General features: G+C 62.3%; 14 protein-coding genes and 1 pseudogene. 5 read left to right on the top strand and 10 right to left on the bottom strand.

Translation table 11 applies throughout. The features are described from left to right. Positions 1-5: 5 nt before the first annotated feature. Positions 6-1,024: pseudogene (locus VXM67_RS15100) on the bottom strand (LacI family DNA-binding transcriptional regulator). 207 nt (positions 1,025-1,231) lie between these two features. On the opposite strand from VXM67_RS15100, the gene VXM67_RS15105 reads away from it, so the two are divergent. Continuing rightward, entirely contained in the window at positions 1,232-1,771 is a 540-nt protein-coding gene (locus VXM67_RS15105; protein ID WP_023380823.1) for a gluconokinase, read from the top strand. A gap of 110 nt (positions 1,772-1,881) precedes the next feature. Next, the gene (locus tag VXM67_RS15110; RefSeq protein WP_023380824.1) at positions 1,882-3,234 is read left to right on the top strand and encodes a GntP family permease; all 1,353 of its coding nucleotides are present in this window, start codon (positions 1,882-1,884) and stop codon (positions 3,232-3,234) included. A 30-nt stretch (positions 3,235-3,264) separates the two neighbouring features. Here VXM67_RS15110 and VXM67_RS15115 read toward each other — a convergent pair whose 3' ends face one another. From VXM67_RS15115 to VXM67_RS15130, 4 genes are all read right to left on the bottom strand, one after another. Further along, the gene (locus VXM67_RS15115) at positions 3,265-4,689 is read right to left on the bottom strand and encodes a sigma-54 dependent transcriptional regulator (protein ID WP_023380825.1); all 1,425 of its coding nucleotides are present in this window, start codon (positions 4,687-4,689) and stop codon (positions 3,265-3,267) included. Next, positions 4,658-6,151, bottom strand: a complete 1,494-nt coding sequence (locus VXM67_RS15120) for a sensor histidine kinase (protein WP_023380826.1) — start codon at positions 6,149-6,151, stop codon at positions 4,658-4,660. Before VXM67_RS15120 ends, VXM67_RS15115 begins: the two co-directional genes overlap by 32 nt. A 292-nt stretch (positions 6,152-6,443) precedes the next feature. Further along, a complete protein-coding gene (locus tag VXM67_RS15125; RefSeq protein WP_023380827.1) occupies positions 6,444-7,901 on the bottom strand; it encodes a HAMP domain-containing sensor histidine kinase in 1,458 nt (485 codons plus the stop codon). Positions 7,902-8,019: 118 nt separating this feature from the next. Beyond that, the gene (locus VXM67_RS15130; protein ID WP_023380828.1) at positions 8,020-8,616 is read right to left on the bottom strand and encodes a lytic transglycosylase domain-containing protein; all 597 of its coding nucleotides are present in this window, start codon (positions 8,614-8,616) and stop codon (positions 8,020-8,022) included. 185 nt (positions 8,617-8,801) lie between these two features. Between VXM67_RS15130 and gspG the strand changes: the two genes are divergently transcribed. Together gspG and VXM67_RS15140 are read left to right on the top strand one after the other, a co-directional pair. After that, positions 8,802-9,227, top strand: coding sequence for a type II secretion system major pseudopilin GspG (gene gspG, locus VXM67_RS15135; RefSeq protein ID WP_023380829.1), 426 nt, complete (start codon positions 8,802-8,804; stop codon positions 9,225-9,227). Between the two features lie 11 nt (positions 9,228-9,238). Then, positions 9,239-10,429: a type II secretion system F family protein gene (locus tag VXM67_RS15140; protein ID WP_367237126.1), complete on the top strand. Its 1,191-nt coding sequence runs from the start codon at positions 9,239-9,241 to the stop codon at positions 10,427-10,429. A gap of 42 nt (positions 10,430-10,471) precedes the next feature. Here VXM67_RS15140 and VXM67_RS15145 read toward each other — a convergent pair whose 3' ends face one another. The 5 genes from VXM67_RS15145 to VXM67_RS15165 all read right to left on the bottom strand — a co-directional run bounded on the left by VXM67_RS15145 (position 10,472) and on the right by VXM67_RS15165 (position 15,919). Then, positions 10,472-12,007 (bottom strand): DHA2 family efflux MFS transporter permease subunit, encoded by a 1,536-nt coding sequence (locus VXM67_RS15145; protein WP_023380831.1) that lies wholly within the window; start codon positions 12,005-12,007, stop codon positions 10,472-10,474. Then, the gene (locus VXM67_RS15150; protein ID WP_023380832.1) at positions 12,004-13,197 is read right to left on the bottom strand and encodes an HlyD family efflux transporter periplasmic adaptor subunit; all 1,194 of its coding nucleotides are present in this window, start codon (positions 13,195-13,197) and stop codon (positions 12,004-12,006) included. The genes VXM67_RS15145 and VXM67_RS15150 overlap by 4 nt, the downstream gene beginning before the upstream one ends. A 30-nt stretch (positions 13,198-13,227) precedes the next feature. Then, positions 13,228-13,701, bottom strand: a complete 474-nt coding sequence (locus VXM67_RS15155) for a MarR family winged helix-turn-helix transcriptional regulator (RefSeq protein ID WP_023380833.1) — start codon at positions 13,699-13,701, stop codon at positions 13,228-13,230. Positions 13,702-13,865: 164 nt separating this feature from the next. Next, positions 13,866-14,498: a response regulator gene (locus tag VXM67_RS15160; protein ID WP_104883828.1), complete on the bottom strand. Its 633-nt coding sequence runs from the start codon at positions 14,496-14,498 to the stop codon at positions 13,866-13,868. Positions 14,499-14,512: 14 nt separating this feature from the next. Beyond that, complete coding sequence (locus VXM67_RS15165) at positions 14,513-15,919, bottom strand: PAS domain-containing sensor histidine kinase (RefSeq protein WP_041925503.1); 1,407 nt, start codon at positions 15,917-15,919, stop codon at positions 14,513-14,515. Between the two features lie 194 nt (positions 15,920-16,113). Here VXM67_RS15165 and VXM67_RS15170 point away from each other — a divergent pair, with 194 nt between their 5' ends. Beyond that, a complete protein-coding gene (locus VXM67_RS15170) occupies positions 16,114-17,736 on the top strand; it encodes an acyl-CoA synthetase (protein ID WP_023380836.1) in 1,623 nt (540 codons plus the stop codon). The last annotated feature ends 16 nt before the right edge of the window (positions 17,737-17,752 follow it).

Raw genomic sequence — 17,752 nt, forward strand, 5'->3', positions numbered from 1 at the left:
CTCGCTCAGGAACTCTCGCGCACCATCAATTCAAACCCCAGGTCCTGCTGCTCGGTCGTGACCCGCTTGCCATCGAGCAATGCCAGCAATGCCTGGGCCGCGCCGCGCCCGACGGCCGCTCGTGGTGTACGGATCGAGGTTAAGCGCGGCACCATGTGCGCCGAGGCTGGCAAGTCGTTGAACCCCACCATGGCCACTCGACCTGGCACCTCGACGCCCTGACGCATGGCCTGCAGCACTGCACCCTGGGCCAAGTCGTCGTTGCAGAAGAATATGCCGTCGACGTCCGGTGCCTGCTCCAACAACTGGCTGAACAGTTCGCTACCCAAGGCGATGGACGACGGTTGCGGGGCGAGAATCTCCAGCTCCGAGGCCTGCAATCCGGACTCCACCAAGGCCTGGCGGAAGCCCTCGGCACGCTGCATCACCCGCGGGTCGAGCTGCGCGGCAATGAACGCCAACCGGCGGCGGCCGCGCTCGATCAGGTGACGGGCGGCAGCACGGCCAGCCTGCTGCTGGGAGAACCCCACCGATAACTGCCCCGCTTCCCCGCCGAGCTCCATCATGTGGACACATGGCACGCCACTGGCCGCCAGCATCTGGCGCGACGCGTCGCTACGGTCGAACCCGGTCAGCAACATGCCACACGGCTGATAAGCCAGATAATTGCGAATCAGGTTCTCTTCCTCGGCGATATCGTAGTGATAGTTGCCGATCAGCACTTCCAGACCGCGTGGACGCATCACCTCGTGGATAGCTTCGAGGGTGTCGATGAACAGTTGGTTGGACAGCGAAGGAATCAGAACCACCACCGATTGGCTACGCGCCGATGCCAAGGCGCGGGCGGCCGGGTTGGCGACGTAACCCAGGCTCGCGGCGGCAGCCATGACTTTTTCGACCAGTTCTGGCGCAACGGTGCTGACGCCGCGCAAGGCACGGGAAGCGGTAATGGGGAAACCCCGGAAAGCCGGGCGACTTCTGCCAGCGTGGGACGACCGGTAGTGCGAGAGCCTGTGCGAGACATGAATGTTGTAATTTTACTACTTGCCAAGGAGGGGGAACGGCCATAAGGTAGCGCTGTCTCAGGACGCAGGCAATGTAATCTTTGGTAGTGCCCGGCACTGATAGCCTGCCAAGCGTCCATACTGCGTAAGGACAAGACCAATAACACCGGGGAGGTGGCGTGTCGTCGAAGACGAGACAGCGCTGTCTCACTCCGCAGGAGGTACTGATGAACTCTTCCCTGTCCGCCATTGTGGTGATGGGTGTCGCCGGCTGCGGTAAAAGCAGCGTAGGCGCCGCCATTGCCGCCAGGAGCGGAGGCCGCCTGATCGAAGGCGACGCTTTCCACCCTGCCGAAAACATCAGCAAGATGAGCGCCGGCATCCCTCTGAACGACGACGACCGCGCCGGCTGGCTGGTTCGCCTTGGCCAGGAGCTACAGTCGACGCTCCAGTCCGGCGAACGCCCGATCCTGACCTGCTCCGCCCTCAAGCTTCGCTATCGCGAAACCTTGCGCGCTGCGGTGCCGAACCTGTGTTTCGTATTCCTCGAACTGAGTCCGGCCGAAGCGGAAAAGCGGGTGCTGGCACGCCCCGGCCACTTCATGCCTGCCAGCCTGATCGACAGCCAGTTCGCCGCGCTCGAACCACCCCATGGCGAGACGCTGACCCTCGCGCTGGACGCGACTCGTCCGCTCGACACGCTCGCAGAGCAGGTCGACGTATGGCTAAAGCCTTGCGGTGAGCGGAGCCTGGCGCGGACCGCCTGATCCCGGCGGTTTTCCTGGCTCACCTGAGATAGCGCTGTCTTTACGCTAACAAAGCTTAAAAAATCAAAAAGCTACGCCAAAAACAACGATAAGACCGAGGCATAAGAACCATGTTCGGACTGGCAACTGATACCTACCTGCTGCTCGACGCCCTTGTCACCATTGTCGGGCTGATCCTGCTGATCACCCATTTCAAGGTCCACCCCTTCGTCGCCCTCACACTCGCCGCCGGCTTCCTCGGCCTGACCTCCGGCATGCCGGTCGCCAAGGTCATGAAGTCGTTCCAAGACGGATTTGGCGGCGTGCTTGGCTTCGTCGGCATCGTGCTGGCGCTGGGCACCATGCTAGGCAAGCTGATGGCCGACTCAGGTGGCGCGGACCAGATCGCACAAACGCTGATTCGCGCCTTCGGCAAGAAGAACGTGCATTGGGCGATGATGTTCGCCGCGTTCCTGGTGGGCATCCCGCTGTTCTTCGAGATCGGCTTCGTGCTGCTGATTCCGCTGGTGTTCATCGTGGCCCGCCGCTCAGGCGTGTCGCTGATCAAGATCGGCATCCCGCTGCTGGCCGGTCTTTCCGTGGTCCATGGCCTGGTGCCGCCGCACCCGGGACCACTGCTGGCCATCGGCATCTTCCACGCAGACATCGGCAAGACCATCTTCTATGGCCTGCTGATTGCCTTGCCGACCGCCGTGATCGCCGGACCACTGTTCGGTAACTTCATCGCTCGCTACATTCCGGGCAACCCCTCGCAAGAACTGATGGACCAGATCGCCAAGGAGTCCGACCAAGGCAACCTGCCAAGCTTCACCATCACCCTGGTCACCGTACTGTTGCCAGTGGTGCTGATGCTGCTCAAGACCTTCGCCGACGTGGTCCTGCCAGCCGAGCACATCGTGCGCCAATGGATGGACCTGATCGGCCACCCGATTACCGCCTTGCTCGCCGCCTTGCTGTTGGCCTTCTACACCTTCGGCTCGGCCCGGGGATTCAATCGCCAACAGATCATGAAGATGCTCGACCAGAGCCTGGCGCCAACAGCGGCCATCGTGCTGATCGTCGGCGCCGGCGGTGGTTTCAAACAGATGCTGGTCGATACTGGTGTGGGTAACGTGATCGGGCAAATGGCCGTACAGGCTGAGATTTCGCCGATCCTGCTGGCCTGGCTGGTCGCCGCAGTGATTCGTATCGCCACCGGTTCGGCGACGGTGGCCACCATCACTGGCGCAGGCATCGTGGCCCCGGTGATCGACCTGGTGCCGGGCGTGAACCGTGAACTGCTGGTATTGGCCACCGGTGCCGGCTCGCTGATCCTCTCGCATGTCAACGACGCCGGTTTCTGGCTGGTGAAGCAGTACTTCAACATGACCGTGGCCGAAACTTTCAAGACCTGGAGCATGATGGAGACCATCCTGTCGATAGTCGGCATCATCTTCATCATGTTGCTGTCGTTGGTGGTGTGACCCTCAAGGGGGCGGCCAACGCCCCCCACTTCACCACTGTCGCTTGTCAGGCCGGGTCAACCCAAGCTTCTCGATCCGGTAGCGCAGCATGTCGCGTGACAGACCGAGCATCCGCGCCGACTTGGTGACATTCCAGTCGGTGCGATCCAGCGTACGGCATACCAGATCCCGCTCCATGTCCGGCAGACTGGTACCCGGGTCAGGCTCGAAGCGTGGTGCCTCGAACGACGCAGGCGCAGGATGAGCCAAAGGCTCGTCGATCAAGGTCATGCACAGGTTCAGCTGGTGTGCCTGCACCACTTCATTAGGTGCCAGCAAGACCGTCTGTTCCAGCATGTTACGCAGTTCACGCACATTTCCAGGCCAGCTGTAACCCAGCATCAGCGACTCGGCCTCGGCCGAGAAACGCAGGTTGGGCTTGCCATAACGACGCCCGTGATGGGCCAGGAAGTGCCGGGCAAGCAGCAGGATGTCCTGCCCGCGGGCATACAGACGTGGCACCTTCAAGGCAATGATGCGCAAGCGGAAGAACAGGTCGCGACGGAATTTGCCCTGTTGAACCATTTGCTCCAGGTTGCAGTTGGTGGCACTGATCACCCGCAGGTCGACCTTGCGCTCCTTGACCGCGCCGATTCGCCGAATGCTGCGATCTTCCAACAGCTTGAGCAGCTTGGCTTGCAGGACCAGGTCCATTTCACCGATTTCATCCAGAAACAGCGTGCCGCCGTCCGCTGCCTCGACCAGGCCTACGCGGCGCTCCTTGGCATCGGTAAAGGCACCTTTCTCGTGACCGAACAACTCGGCCTCCAGCAGGTTGGCCGGAATCGAGGCGCAGTTGAACTCGATGAACGGCCCCTTGCTGCGTGAGCCGTCGAAATGCAGGGCACGGGCCACCAACTCCTTACCAGTGCCGGTCTCCCCTTCGATCAGCACCGGCGGCAGATCGTCACTGGCCATGCGGCGCTCGGCATCGAGCACCTGATGCAGGGTGTGCTTGAGCGTGAGCATCGCCGGCGACTCGCCGATCAATGCCTGCAGGCCGGACTTCTGCGCTTCCCGCTCCTGATAGAACGACAGTGTGCGCTCCATGCGGTCCGCTGCCAGCGCCTTGTCCAAAGTCAACTTGAGTTCTGCCAGCACCACCGGCTTGGTCAGGTAATGGAAGGCCCCCTCCTTCATCGCCAGCACGGCGTCTTCGACATTGCCGTAGCCGGTCATCATGATCACCTTGAGGTCGGGCGCCTGTCCGACGAGGGTGCGTAACAGGTCATGACCGTTCATGCCGGGTAGCGAATTGTCGGTGAGCACCGCATCGGGCTGGACGCGCTTGATCTGCTCCAGTGCCAGTTCGGCACTGTGGCACACCGTCACCTCGAAGCCTTTGATGCCCAGGTACGTGCGAATGTTATCGGCGAGGACTTCATCATCCTCGACTACCAGGATGCTGTGCTCCATGGTCTCCTCCCGCTGCGATATTGAAAGTAAGGCTGACGCGGGTTCCTTCCTCTTCACGACTGCTCAAGCTGACCGAGCCGCCAAAACGTTCCATGATGCGTTTGACCAAGGCCAGGCCAACACCCAGCCCGCCTTGCTTGGTGGTGAAGAAAGGCTTGAACACCATCCGCTCCTGCTGCCGGGTCATGCCCTTGCCGGTGTCGCTGAGCAGCAGCTGAGCGCGCTGCCCGTCCTGCACACTTACCTCGGCGCGCAGCTCGCCGCCGTTAGGCATCGCTTCCAAGGCGTTGGCGAACAAACTGTTGAGAATTTGGGTAAGCTGCAGCGGCTGGCTGGCGACCCACTGCACCGATGGCCCCTCGAAGCTGAACTGCACACCGTTGCGCTCGATCTGCTGCGTGAATGCCAGCCGGGTGTCCTCGATGGCAGCGACCAGATCCACCGCCTCGGCTTCGTCGCTGGCCGGGCGTAGCGATACCAGTAGATCGCGCACCCAACGGGACATACGGTCAACCTGACCGATGATGTCGACGATGTTCTTCTGCGCCACGGGATTGGCGATTTCCTGCGCCAACTCCGCACTGGAACGGATGTTGGCCAGCGGGTTGCGCAAACTGTGGGCCACCGCCGAGGACATCTCGCCAAGCGCCACATAGGTTTCACTGGCCACCAGGCGGTCCTGCTGCTGACGAAGCATGGACGCTGCCCGACGTACGATCCAGAACAGGCCGAAGTAAATCAGCGCGCCGCCGACCAAGGTCGACGCCCAGATCAGTACGTAGCCGCGCTGTATGCGACGGATCAGGTCCTTGGGTTCCTTGTAGATCTCAACCATAGAAAGCACCTGCTCCCCCTGGCTGTCGAACAAGGGGATGTAGTTCTCGATGAACAGGTACTCGGGCTCACGCAGAAACTTCTGTTCTTCACGGTCTTCGTGGGCCTTGTGATAGCTGGCCGACACAGCCTTTCGTGAGCGGAACGCACGATCGAGGTCGCCATCGGCCTCGATGCGCACGCCGATCAATTCTCGGTTGGTGGACCACAGGATGGTCCTGTCGCGAGCATAGACGTTGGCCAGCAAGGTGTCCGGGAGGTGCTCGACATGATCGAGGAACTCGACGCGGGTAGACTCGGCCAGCGCCGGGGCGAATTGCAGATGCTGCTCATCCCGTCGTGGGTCAAGCAATTCGCCCATCGTGACACCTGGGGGCAACTGCGAATGGCGTACCTCAGCCTGGGCCATGGACTGGATGAATTGGGCGGTCAGCATGGCATCGCGCTCGACGCTGTCGCGCACCACGAACCGAGTCGACAAATACCCCAAGCCCCCCGCCACCGCGGCGATGATCAGCAGGCTGATGATCGAAAACCAGCGCAGCAGATTGAATTCGCGCAACGGCACAGCTGGGCCACTGGTAAGGCCACGCGTCGTGCCCGGAACTTCGTTTTCCAGCGTCTGCATCGCTTGGTTCCCGCTCAGCAAGTCCATTCAGGAAGGCCTCAAGGGGTTGCTACCGTACGTAGCAAATTGATAGCACTTCGCCAGAGCGGCAACAGCCGCCATTTGTCGTGATCATGACGCTGCAAAAAGTTGGCCAGGCTATTTAGATTATATTTTATATTTACAATTCAATGACTTATGGCACTTTTATTATGCAGATTCGAGAATAATTCCCCGACATCGGGTGTTTTCCACCCAATTCGTAGAAAACGTTTTAAATCAGATACTTAAGGTCAACATGTAATTCAGGACATCACGTTCTCGCCAATCGGAAGCTCAACGAGACCCGGGTGCCATGGCCCGCGCGGCTGCTCAACCTTACCGAGCCTCCAAAACGCTCCATGATGCGCTTTACCAACATGAGGCCCACCCCCAAGCCACCTTGCTTGGTGGTGAAAAAGGGTCGAAACGCCAGTCGCTGCTGCTGCTCGCTCATGCCCTTGCCGGTATCGGAAAGACGCAAAGTCAGGTTGGTGCGATCGTGGCGTACCACCTCGACCTTGAGTTGCCCACCCTGCTCCATCGACTCCAGGGCATTGGCGATCAGGCTGTTGAATATCTGCGCAAGCAACGCTGGCTGACCCAGCACCTGAACGGCGGGTAATGGTCGCACTTCCAGGCTGACCCCTGACCGCGCGAGCGCCGCCGCGAATGTCTGCAGGCTTTCCTGCAGCGCCTGGGACAGGTCCACCGGCACCGCGTCGTCGTTCAGCGGCCGCAACGATTGCAACAACTGGCGGATCCACTGCGACATGCGGTCGACCTGGCTGATGATGTCGTTGATGTTTTTCTGTGCGGGGCCGTCGTCGAATGCCTGGGCCAGCTCTGCACTGGAGCGAATGCTGGCCAGCGGGTTGCGCAAGCTGTGGGCCACCGCCGAGGACACCTCGCCCAGGGCGACGTAGGTCTCGCTGTTGATCAGCCGCTTCTGCTGTACCGCCATCACCCGCGAGGCACGCCGCATGATGCCGTACAGGCCGATGTAGACCAGGCCTGCACCGACGGCGATCGCCAGCCAGATCAGCAACAGGCCGTGCTCGATGCGCACGATCAGGTCGTGGGGCTCCTTGTAGATCTCCACCATCGCCGTGACCTGCTCGCCCCCGGCATCGAACAGCGGAATGTAGTTCTCGATGAACAACTGCTCAGGCGGGGTCACGAACTTTTGCTCGGCCCGCGCCTGCTCGAAGTCGTGATAGCTCGCCGACACCCGCATCTTGTACTCGAAGGCGCGGTCCAGGTCTTCGTCGCCTTCGATCAGCTTGCCCACCAGCGCAGGGTTGCTGGACCAGATCACCGTGCGGTCAGGTGCATAGATGTTGGCAAGCAGCATGTCCGGCAGGTGGGCGATATGGTCGAGAAACTCACCCCGAGCCCTGCGCCGCGCGTCCGGGTCCACGTCAGGCAAGGCTTGCTGGTCGGTGCGAGGGTCGATCAACTCGCCCATGGTGCGCACATTGGGGATGGACACATGGCGCACTTCGGCATCGGCAATGGCGGTGATGAACTGGGCCGTGAGCAATGCGTCGCGCTCGACGCTTTCATCGATGATGAAGCGGCTTGAAATCAGGCCCAGCCCAACGCCGATGGACAGAATGATCGCCAGGCTGACCCAGGCATACCAACTCAACAAATTGAATGGCTTGCGCTGTGGAGCGGCCTCGCCAGCTGTGGGCACGTCGAGGCTGTTCAAATGCGGGGCGCTGTCCATGCCGGACTCCAAGGCGGGTCACCTTTGAAGGTTATAGCCCAGAGTTGGGGAATCATGACGCCGATTGGTCGGAACGCTGCGGTTTATACGTTCTAGAGCCGCGTGCAGCAGTGCGGTACTACAAAGGGGAATCTTCGGCCAACCCCTGCAATTTACGGTATTCACGCAATACGTTGGGGACATATCGGCGGGTTTCGGCGAACGGCGGAACCGCCCGTCCACGTCGCAGCACCGCATCGGGTCCAGCGTTGTAGGCAGCCACGGCCAGGGTGATATCGTTATCGAAAAGCTTCAGCATTCGCTTGAGGTAGCGTGCCCCGCCCTGCACGTTGTCTTCAGGATCCAGCGCGTTCTCCACGCCCATCTCCCGGGCGGTGTCCGGCATCAATTGCATCAGCCCGACTGCCCCGGCCGCCGAACGGGCCTTGGGGTTATAGCCGGACTCGGCCTTGATCAAGGCATGCAGCAACGCCTGGGGTACATCATGGGTTCGCGCCGCCGCCGCGACAACATCGGCGTATGGCCTTCCGGTCACCCTCTGCGCATCGGCAGGACCGGCCTGTGCGACCGTTTCGCTGATCACCCGCTGGTAGTGGCTGCCTGGCCGATGGACGTTGGTCAGGACATAGCCGCCTTTGGCATCAATGCTGATGTACACGTCGGCCTGGGCCGCACCTGCCACCAGCCAGATCAATCCCAGAATGATAACTCGCATCTCGGTCACCTCCCGTTCGCTGCCCCCGTTTTGGGGGATATGCCCCAGAAAACCTGAGCTTTCGAGCTACGACGCAAGCACCGTGCCGCTTGCCATCCCGCATGCCGCAAGGCCCCGAGGCAGACGTGCACGGCAGTTGCATAAGGCTTGAAAAAGCATGTCCACATGCAGCGGAGGGCTTCACCATGCAGCGCAGAATCAATACCCAACGTGGTTTCACCCTGCTTGAGCTTCTGGTGGTGTTGGTGGTGCTTGGCCTGTTGGCCGGGATCGTCGCGCCCAAATACTTCAGCCAGCTCGGCCGCTCCGAGGCCAAGGTGGCGCGGGCACAGATCGAGGGGCTGAGCAAGGCGCTGGACCTCTATCGCCTGGAAGTGGGGCATTACCCCAACAGTGAGCAAGGATTGCAGGCGCTGGTGGCAGCCCCCAGCGGCGAGGCACGCTGGTCCGGGCCTTACCTGCAGAAAGCGGTGCCACAGGACCCCTGGGGCCGGCCTTATATTTACCGCCAACCGGGTGAGAACGGCGGCGAGTACGACCTGCTCTCGATGGGCAAGGACGGCCAGCCCGGCGGCGATGGGGAGAATGCCGAAATCACCAGTTGGCAGTAAGGAGAACGGCCATGCGCTACAGCCTCAAAGCCTTGGGTAGCCGGGGCCTGGTGCAGTTGCAGATCGACGCAGAGGATATCGAGCAGGCGCGGCGCAAGGCCGAAGAGCAAGGCCTGAAGGTGGTCAGTGTGCGTGGCCAAGGGCACTGGCTCGGCGGCCTGACCTGGCGCCGCGAGGCAACGTTCGACCTGGTGCTGTTCAGCCAGGAGCTTTCAACCTTGCTCAATGCCGGCCTCCCCCTGATCGACGCCCTGGAAAGCCTGGCGGAAAAGGCTCCTGCCGCCGCGACCCGCAAGGTGCTGGCGGCGTTGGTAAGCCAGCTCTACGAGGGCCGCTCGCTGTCCCAGGCCCTGGGACAACAACCGCGGGTCTTCCCAAACCTGTATGTGGCGCTGGTGCAGTCCAGCGAGCGCACCGGCGCCCTGGGAGATGCGCTGACCCGCTACATCAGCTATCGCCAGCGCCTGGACCTGGTTCGGCAGAAGCTAGTGGGTGCCTCGATCTACCCCTTGCTGTTACTGCTGGTGGGTGGGGGTGTGGTGCTGTTTCTGCTGGGCTACGTGGTCCCCCGCTTTAGCCTTGTGTTCGAAGGCATGGGCACCGAACTGCCCTGGTTGTCACGGGTACTGATGCAGATCGGTCTGTTCCTGCACGCCCAGCAACTGCCGTTGGGCCTGTCGGCCTTGGTGAGCATAAGCGCACTGGTCGTACTGCGCCGGCATCCGGCGCTGCGGCGTTGGGCATCCCGCCAACTGCGACGTGCTCCGGCCCTGCATCAGCGCCTGATGATGTACGAGCTGGCTCGGTTCTATCGCTCGCTGGGCATATTGTTGCAGGGCGGTATTCCCATCCTCACCGCCATGGGTATGGCCCGCAGCCTGCTGGGCAGTGCCGCGGCCCAGGGGCTGGAGCAAGCCAGCAAACGGGTGGGTGAAGGGTTGCCACTGTCCGATGCGCTGGAAGCGGGCCAACTGGTGACGCCCGTTTCGTTGCGGCTGCTTCGGGCGGGTGAGCAGTCAGGCAACCTTGGCGAAATGCTGGAGCGCTGCGCGGACTTCCACGACCAGGAAATCGGACGTTGGGTGGAGTGGTTCGTTCGTCTGTTCGAACCGTTGTTGATGACCTTCATCGGGCTGTTGATCGGCCTGATCGTGATCCTCATGTACATGCCGATCTTCGAGCTGGCATCGAGCATCCACTGACCATCAGGCGGACGAGACGGCTCCGCCCGCCTGTGGCGCGACTCAGTGCCCTGCCGACGCCGGTCCGGCCTTGGCGGTGAAGGGTGGCTTGGCCAGCCATACCAGCAGGATCAGGCCGGCGAACACCCAGGTCATCAAGGTGAAGTAGTCCACCGTCGACATCATGTACGCCTGTCCGTTGAGCATCTGTTCCAGTTGCGCGTAATGCTGTGGGGTGGCGCCGCCCAATTGCTCCAGGGTGTGCCGCGTCGTCGGGTCGTAGGCGCTGATGTGCTCGCTGAGATAGGCGTGGTGCTGGTCGGCGCGGCGAATCCAGATCCAGGTCGTCAACGAGGCGGCAAAGCTGCCACCCAAGGTGCGTAGGAAGGTCGCCAGGCCAGAACCATCGGCGATCTGCTGCGGCGGCAGGTCCGACAACAGGATGCTCAGGGTTGGCATGAAGAACAGCGCCACACCGATGCCCATGAACAGTTGCACCAAGGCTACGTGCTGGAAATCAACGTCGCTGGTGAAGCCTGCGCGCAGGTAACAACTGGTGCCGATGGCCAGGAACGCCAGCCCGGCCAGTACCCGGAGGTCGAAGCGGTGCGCATACTTGCCCACGAACGGCGACAGCACCACCGGCAGCAGGCCGATCGGCGCCACCGCCAGGCCTGCCCACGTGGCGGTATAGCCCATCTGGGTCTGCAACCACTGCGGCAGAATCAGGTTGATGCCGAAGAATGCGGCGTAGCCCCCGACCAGCACCAGCGTGCCGATACGAAAGTTGCGGTGAGCGAACAGCCGCAGGTTGACCACAGGGTGTCGATCCGTGAGCTCCCAGATCACGAAAATCGCCAGGAACACCAGCGAAATCAGGCTGCCGACGATGATGAACGACGACTCGAACCAGTCCAGGTCGTTACCTTTGTCCAGCACTACCTGCAGGGCACCGACGCCAACGATCAGCGTCAGCAAGCCGATGTAGTCCATCGGCTGGCGACTGGTGACCACCGGGCGGGTGCGCATCTGCTGACGCACCACGGCTGCGGCGAACAAACCGATGGGCACGTTGATGAAGAAGATCCACGGCCAGCTGTAGCTGTCGGTGATCCAGCCGCCCAGAATCGGCCCGGCGATCGGCGCCACCACCGTGACCATTGCCAGCAACGCCAGCGCCATGCCCCGCTTGGCCGGCGGATACACCGCGATCAGCAGTGTCTGGGTCATCGGGTACAGGGGCCCGGCCACCACACCCTGCAATACCCGAAAGCCCACCAACTCGGGCATCGACTGCGCAATACCGCAAAGAAAAGAGGCCAGCACGAACAGCAAGGTGGCCCAGATGAACAGTTTCACCTCACCGAAGCGGCGGCTCAGCCAGCCGGTCAGCGGCAACGCAATGGCGTTGCTCACCGCGAACGAGGTGATCACCCAGGTGCCCTGCTCATAGCTGACACCCAGGTTACCGGAGATGGTCGGCAAGGCCACGTTGGCGATGGTGGTGTCGAGCACCTGCATGAAGGTAGCCAGCGACAGGCCGATGGTGGTCAGCAGCAGGCTCGGCGGCGTGAACTGCGCAGGGGCTTGGTTGCTCATCGCTGGGCCGTCTTGCCAGTCGCGCTGTTTTCGTGAATCAACCGGGCGATCAGCTTGTCAGCCTCGACCAACTGGCGATCGTAAACCTGCGTGGTGTAACTGGCCTGCTGCGGTGGCTGCTGGGCCAGCGCCGGGCCACTCTGGTCGTGCAAGTCCACCTCGACCACCGTGGACAGGCCGATACGCAGCGGGTGGTCCTTGAGCTGCTCGGGGTTCAGTTGGATACGCACCGGGACACGCTGCACGATCTTGATCCAGTTGCCGGTGGCGTTCTGCGCAGGCAACAGGGCAAAGGCACTGCCGGTGCCGGCGCCAAGGCTGTCGACCGTACCGCTGAAGGTGACCTGGCTGCCGTAAAGGTCTGCAGTGATCTGCACAGGTTGGCCGATGCGCATCTCGCGCAGTTGGGTTTCTTTGAAGTTGGCGTCGATCCAGACCTCGTCCAAGGGAATGACTGCCATGGTCGCAGTGCCCGGTTGCAGGCGCTGTCCCAACTGCACGGTGCGCTTGGCGACATAACCGGTCACTGGGGCCACCAAGGTGGTACGGGCATGGTCGAGATAGGCCTGGCGCAGATCGGCGGCGGCAGCCATCACCTCAGGGTGCGAAGACACCACAGTGTCGTCGATAAGCGCCGCGCTGGTGTTGAGCTGCTGGCGGGCGCTGTTCAGGGCGCTCTGGGCCACGCTCAGGTCGTCACGAGCGTGGGAGATTTCCTCAGCCGCGATGGCCCCGCTGTCGGCAAGCACCTTGCGTCGGTTGTAGTTGTCCTGGGCCTTCTGCAGCTCGGCCTGGCGGGTCTGCAACTGGGCCTTGAGGGCATCGACATTGCTGTACAGGCCTCGGACCTGGCGCACGGTGCGGGCCAGCTTGGCTTCGGCGGACTGCAGCGCAACCTCGCTGTCGGCCGGGTCGAACTGCAACAGCACCTGGCCCGCGTGGACCAGGTCACCATCGTCAGCACCAATGCTGGTCACCGTGCCGGTCACCAGTGGGGTGATTTCCACCACGTTGCCGTTGACGTAGGCGTCGTCGGTGCTTTCGTGCCAACGCCCGACCAGGCTGTACCAAGCCCAGGCGCCGAGGCCACCGAGGACCAGCAGCAGAAGCAGGCCGAGCAGCCAGACCTTGCGCTTGCGCGAAGGTTCGGGGGTGGCGGAGGGATGAGAGGCGTCTGCGGGAGTAGCCATGACAGTACCTTGGAGAATGCTTGACAGGGATCAACGATCGCCGAAGCGGCGGATCGTCAGGGGGTCGCCAGAACCGAGCAGAACCTTGGCCAGCAGGCTTTCGAGGGTCTTGAGTTCCTCAGGCTGCAACACACCGACCAGCTCGTTCATCGCCAGGGCGCCGATCTCGGGCAGGCGATCGGCCAGGCGCTGGCCATCGGCAGTCAGCGCCAGGCGGACCTGGCGCCGGTCGTCCTCGCAGCGGTTGCGCAGGACCAAGCCCTTTTGCTCGAGGCGGTCGAGCATGCGGGTCATCGAACCACTGTCCAGGCCCAGGTAGCGGCACAATTCGGCCGGCGTATCCACCTGGTACTGGGTGACGATGATCAGCACCTTGAACTGAGCAGCGGTCACGCCCTCGGACTCAAGGTGCCAGTCCAGAATGCGGTCCTTGAGGATCGCCGCCCGGCCCAGGAGCATGCCGATGGCACAGGTATGGAAATTTTCCGGGTTGAAATGGGACATCGGGGTCTGCTCGATTAGATGTGTAAAAATATTACTGCCTAGGCAGTTAATGTCAAAGCTTTGATTAGGTGGCTATGTAAATAGAGATGAATGGTCCGCCTTGGTTCGAGCGGCCTTGCATCGCGAAAGGCCGCTCAAACAGCGGATGTAAACACGTAGGTGATTCAAGCCTTGCTTACCACTCCCAACCCCAGTGCTTCCACCACGCCGCAGGCAATCGCCATTCCCACCAGCTCTGCCAGACTTTGCGCCTGCAATCGCTTCATCACCCGTGCGCGATAAAGATCGACGGTCTTGACACTCACCCCCAGCCGCTCGGCCACCTCGCGGCTGCTCAGGCCTTGGGCCAGAGGCACGAATACATCGCGCTCACGCGGTGTCAGGGCATCGATCCGCGCCTGCACCTGCGCCAGCTCGCCACGCCGCGCTCGCCCGGCACGCTCCAGCGCGGCCTGGACACTGTCCAACAGCAACTGGTCGTTGTAAGGCTTCTCGATGAAGTCACAGGCGCCGGCCTTGAATGCCCGCACCACGATGGGCACATCGGCATGGCCGCTGACGAAGATCACCGGAATCTCCAATCCCCGCTCACGCAGTGCCTGCTGCACCGCCATACCGCCGACTCCCGGCATGCGTACATCGAGCAATACGCAGGCCGGCCCATCGTCCACGCATGCCTCCAGAAACGCTGGTCCGCTGGCGAACGGCAACGCCTGCAACCCCACCGACTCCAAGAGCCATACCGTCGAGTCGAGCATGCCCTGGTCGTCATCGACCACATACACTTTCGCTTGCACCCTTCTGCCTCCAGTTATCCCCGGCTCACGGCCAGCCGACAGCACATCACCAGCCCGCCCTGCTCACCCAATCGTGCCCACAAGTTGCCGCCAAAGCCCTCGATCAGGCTGCGGCTCATGCTCAACCCAAGCCCCAGACCGTCCGCCTTGCTGGTGGTGAACGGTATGAAGATATCCTCCAGGCGTTCAGGCGCTACGCCTGGCCCTTGGTCCTTCACTTCGACCAGCACACTGTCGCCCTCGCGCACCGCGCCCAGCAGGATACGCGACGGTCGCTCGCCGTGCTGCTCGCGGTTGGCATCGATGGCATTGCGCAACAGGTTGAGCAGCACCTGCTCCAGCAACACCCGGTCGGCATAGACCGCAGGCAACTGCGCGCTCACACGCAGTTCGATGCTGACCTGCTCGCGGGCAGCCTCCCAAGCACACAGGCGAATGGCTTCGCCCGCCACGTCGGCCACTTCAATGGCCTGCAGGCGCCTTGGCCCCTTGCGCAGGAACGCCCGCAAACGGCGGATCACTTCGGCCGCGTGGGTAGCCTGCTCGGTGATACGCAGCAATCCCTGGCCAACCCGCTCACGCGCCTGCGGGTCGTGGTCCAGGCCCTGCAAGTAGCGCTGGCTGGCGTTGGCGTAATTGACCACCGCCGCCAATGGCTGGTTGATTTCATGGGCGATACCCGAGGCCAGCTCGCCCAGGGTGGCCAGCCGCGCACCATGAGCCAGGCTCTCCTGGGCCTCGATACGCAACGTGATGTCCCGAGAGACACAAACGATCTCCACCACCGCACCGGTGTAGGTTTCACGTATCGCGCGGGCGGCGATCTCGAACCAGCGGTAGTTGCCCGACGCGTGGCGCACGCGGCAGGTCATGGTGTGATAGCCGTCCTGATCCAGGGCCTCGGCGGCCTGCTGCAATACCTGACGGCGCTCACGGGGGTGCAACAGCGCGCGAACCGCCGTGCCACGCAGGTGCTCAGGCCATACGCCCACCAGTCGATAGGCGGCGGGCGAGGCGTCGAGGAAACGGCCATCGGGGCTGTGACGTGAGATCAGGTCAGTGGTGTTTTCGATGATCAAGCGGTAAAGGCGTCGCGCCTGGGCGGCTTCCCGAGCCCCCATACGTTCGTCGCTCGCATCGCGGCAGCGGGCCAGCACCTGTTGGCGCCGATCGTCAGGGATGAAAGTCCATAACAGGATGCGCTCACCGACCTGCACCTCCACGTCGGCAATTGCCCGGTGCTGATGCAGACATGCACGCACCAGCGCCCCAGCGTTAGACGGCAGCCAGCCGGTCAGTGCAAGGCCCTCGTCAAGCAACGCCTGGAGAGCCGGGTTTACGGCGAGGGGCTGGGCATCGGCCGCCAGAATCAGGCTCGGTTGTGGATCTAGGGCGAGCAAGGGTGAGGGGGGGGTGTCCACGTTACAAAGCTCACTCGTATAGTATTTATACTATATTGCTATGGTCGATATTCCAGATACCATAGCAATTCGCGTAAAACAGCGACAGAGGAAGGCGGCCCATTGCGCGCCTTCCCGTTCCCTGATCAGAGCTAACAATCAGCCACCGGGGTCATGCGCACAACTTGCGCCTGTCTCCCCTACAGGAAAACCGCATGTCGATCTTCTCTCAGGGCCTGATGCCCGCTGCTGTCAACCACGTCGCCCTCACCCCCTTGAGCTTCATCGAACGCACCGCGGCCGTCTACGGCAGTTACCCGGCGGTGATCCATGGCGCCATCCGCCGTGACTGGCGCGAAACCTACCAACGCTGCCGCCGCCTGGCCAGCGCTTTGGCCGGGCGCGGCATCGGCCCTGGCGACACCGTGGCGGTGATGCTGCCGAACATCCCGGCCATGCTCGAAGCGCACTTCGGCATACCTATGGTTGGCGCCGTGCTCAATACCCTCAATGTGCGCCTGGATGCCGAAGCGATCGCCTTCATGTTGCAGCATGGCGAAGCCAAGGTGCTGATCACCGACCGCGAGTTCCATGGTGTGATCAGCGCCGCCCTCGCCCTGCTCGAACACCCCCCACTGGTCGTGGACGTGGACGACCCCGAATACGGTGAGGGCCAGCCAGTCAGCGAACTGGACTATGAAGCCTTTCTGGCCGAAGGTGATCCGGCGTTCGACTGGGAATGGCCCGCTGACGAATGGCAGGCCATCTCCCTCAATTACACCTCGGGCACCACCGGCAACCCCAAGGGCGTGGTTTACCATCACCGCGGAGCCTACCTCAATGCCTTGGGCAACCAGATGACCTGGGCCATGGGCCACCATCCGGTGTACCTGTGGACCCTGCCGATGTTCCATTGCAACGGCTGGTGCTACCCCTGGACCATCACTGCCCTGGCTGGTACCCATGTGTTCCTGCGCCGGGTCGATCCCCAGCGCATCCTAACCCTGATCCGCGAGCATCGGGTTAGCCACCTGTGCGGTGCGCCGATCGTGCTCAATGCCCTGGTGAACATGCCAGAGACCGCCAAGGCGGCTATCGAACACCCCGTGAACGCCATGGTCGCAGGAGCCGCCCCGCCGGCCAAGGTGATCGGCGCGGTGGAAGAAATGGGCATTAAGGTCACGCATGTGTACGGCCTGACCGAAGTCTATGGCCCCGTCACCGTCTGTGCCTGGCACGCCGAGTGGGATGAACAGCCACTGGCCGAGCGGGCGCGGATCAAGTCGCGCCAGGGTGTGCGCTATCCGACACTGGACGGCCTGATGGTCGCCGACCCACAGACCCTGCAGCCCGTACCTCGCGACGGGACTACCCTGGGCGAGATCTTCATGCGCGGCAATACGGTGATGAAGGGCTATCTGAAAAACCCCGAAGCCACTGCCGAGGCCTTCCGAGGCGGCTGGTTCCACACCGGTGACCTGGCTGTGTGGCATGCCGACGGCTACGTCGAAATCAAAGACCGACTCAAGGACATCATCATTTCAGGTGGCGAGAACATCTCCACCATTGAAGTGGAAGACACCCTGTACAAGCACCCTGCCGTACTGGAGGCCGCCGTGGTAGCCCGCCCGGACGAGAAATGGGGAGAAACACCGTGCGCCTTCGTGGCACTCAAGCCAGGACACGAGGCCACCCGTGAAAGCGAGATCACCAGCTGGTGCCGCGAGCACCTGGCCGGGTTCAAGGTGCCCAAGACCGTGGTGTTCGGTGAACTGCCCAAGACATCGACCGGCAAGATCCAGAAATACGTCTTGCGTGACCGGGCCAAAGGACTGTGACCCGCCCTACTGCCAT

This window comes from Pseudomonas sp. Rh2, from assembly GCF_040762985.1.
GTDB lineage: Bacteria > Pseudomonadota > Gammaproteobacteria > Pseudomonadales > Pseudomonadaceae > Aquipseudomonas > Aquipseudomonas taiwanensis.

Excerpts from the sequence above, each read along its gene's own strand:
- VXM67_RS15105 (WP_023380823.1), top strand. The coding sequence starts at position 1,232 with ATGAACTCTTCCCTGTCCGCCATTGTGGTGATGGGTGTCGCCGGCTGC.
- VXM67_RS15110 (WP_023380824.1), top strand. The coding sequence starts at position 1,882 with ATGTTCGGACTGGCAACTGATACCTACCTGCTGCTCGACGCCCTTGTC.
- VXM67_RS15115 (WP_023380825.1), bottom strand. The coding sequence starts at position 4,689 with ATGGAGCACAGCATCCTGGTAGTCGAGGATGATGAAGTCCTCGCCGAT.
- VXM67_RS15120 (WP_023380826.1), bottom strand. The coding sequence starts at position 6,151 with ATGCAGACGCTGGAAAACGAAGTTCCGGGCACGACGCGTGGCCTTACC.
- VXM67_RS15125 (WP_023380827.1), bottom strand. The coding sequence starts at position 7,901 with ATGGACAGCGCCCCGCATTTGAACAGCCTCGACGTGCCCACAGCTGGC.
- VXM67_RS15130 (WP_023380828.1), bottom strand. The coding sequence starts at position 8,616 with ATGCGAGTTATCATTCTGGGATTGATCTGGCTGGTGGCAGGTGCGGCC.
- gspG (WP_023380829.1), top strand. The coding sequence starts at position 8,802 with ATGCAGCGCAGAATCAATACCCAACGTGGTTTCACCCTGCTTGAGCTT.
- VXM67_RS15140 (WP_367237126.1), top strand. The coding sequence starts at position 9,239 with ATGCGCTACAGCCTCAAAGCCTTGGGTAGCCGGGGCCTGGTGCAGTTG.
- VXM67_RS15145 (WP_023380831.1), bottom strand. The coding sequence starts at position 12,007 with ATGAGCAACCAAGCCCCTGCGCAGTTCACGCCGCCGAGCCTGCTGCTG.
- VXM67_RS15150 (WP_023380832.1), bottom strand. The coding sequence starts at position 13,197 with ATGGCTACTCCCGCAGACGCCTCTCATCCCTCCGCCACCCCCGAACCT.
- VXM67_RS15155 (WP_023380833.1), bottom strand. The coding sequence starts at position 13,701 with ATGTCCCATTTCAACCCGGAAAATTTCCATACCTGTGCCATCGGCATG.
- VXM67_RS15170 (WP_023380836.1), top strand. The coding sequence starts at position 16,114 with ATGTCGATCTTCTCTCAGGGCCTGATGCCCGCTGCTGTCAACCACGTC.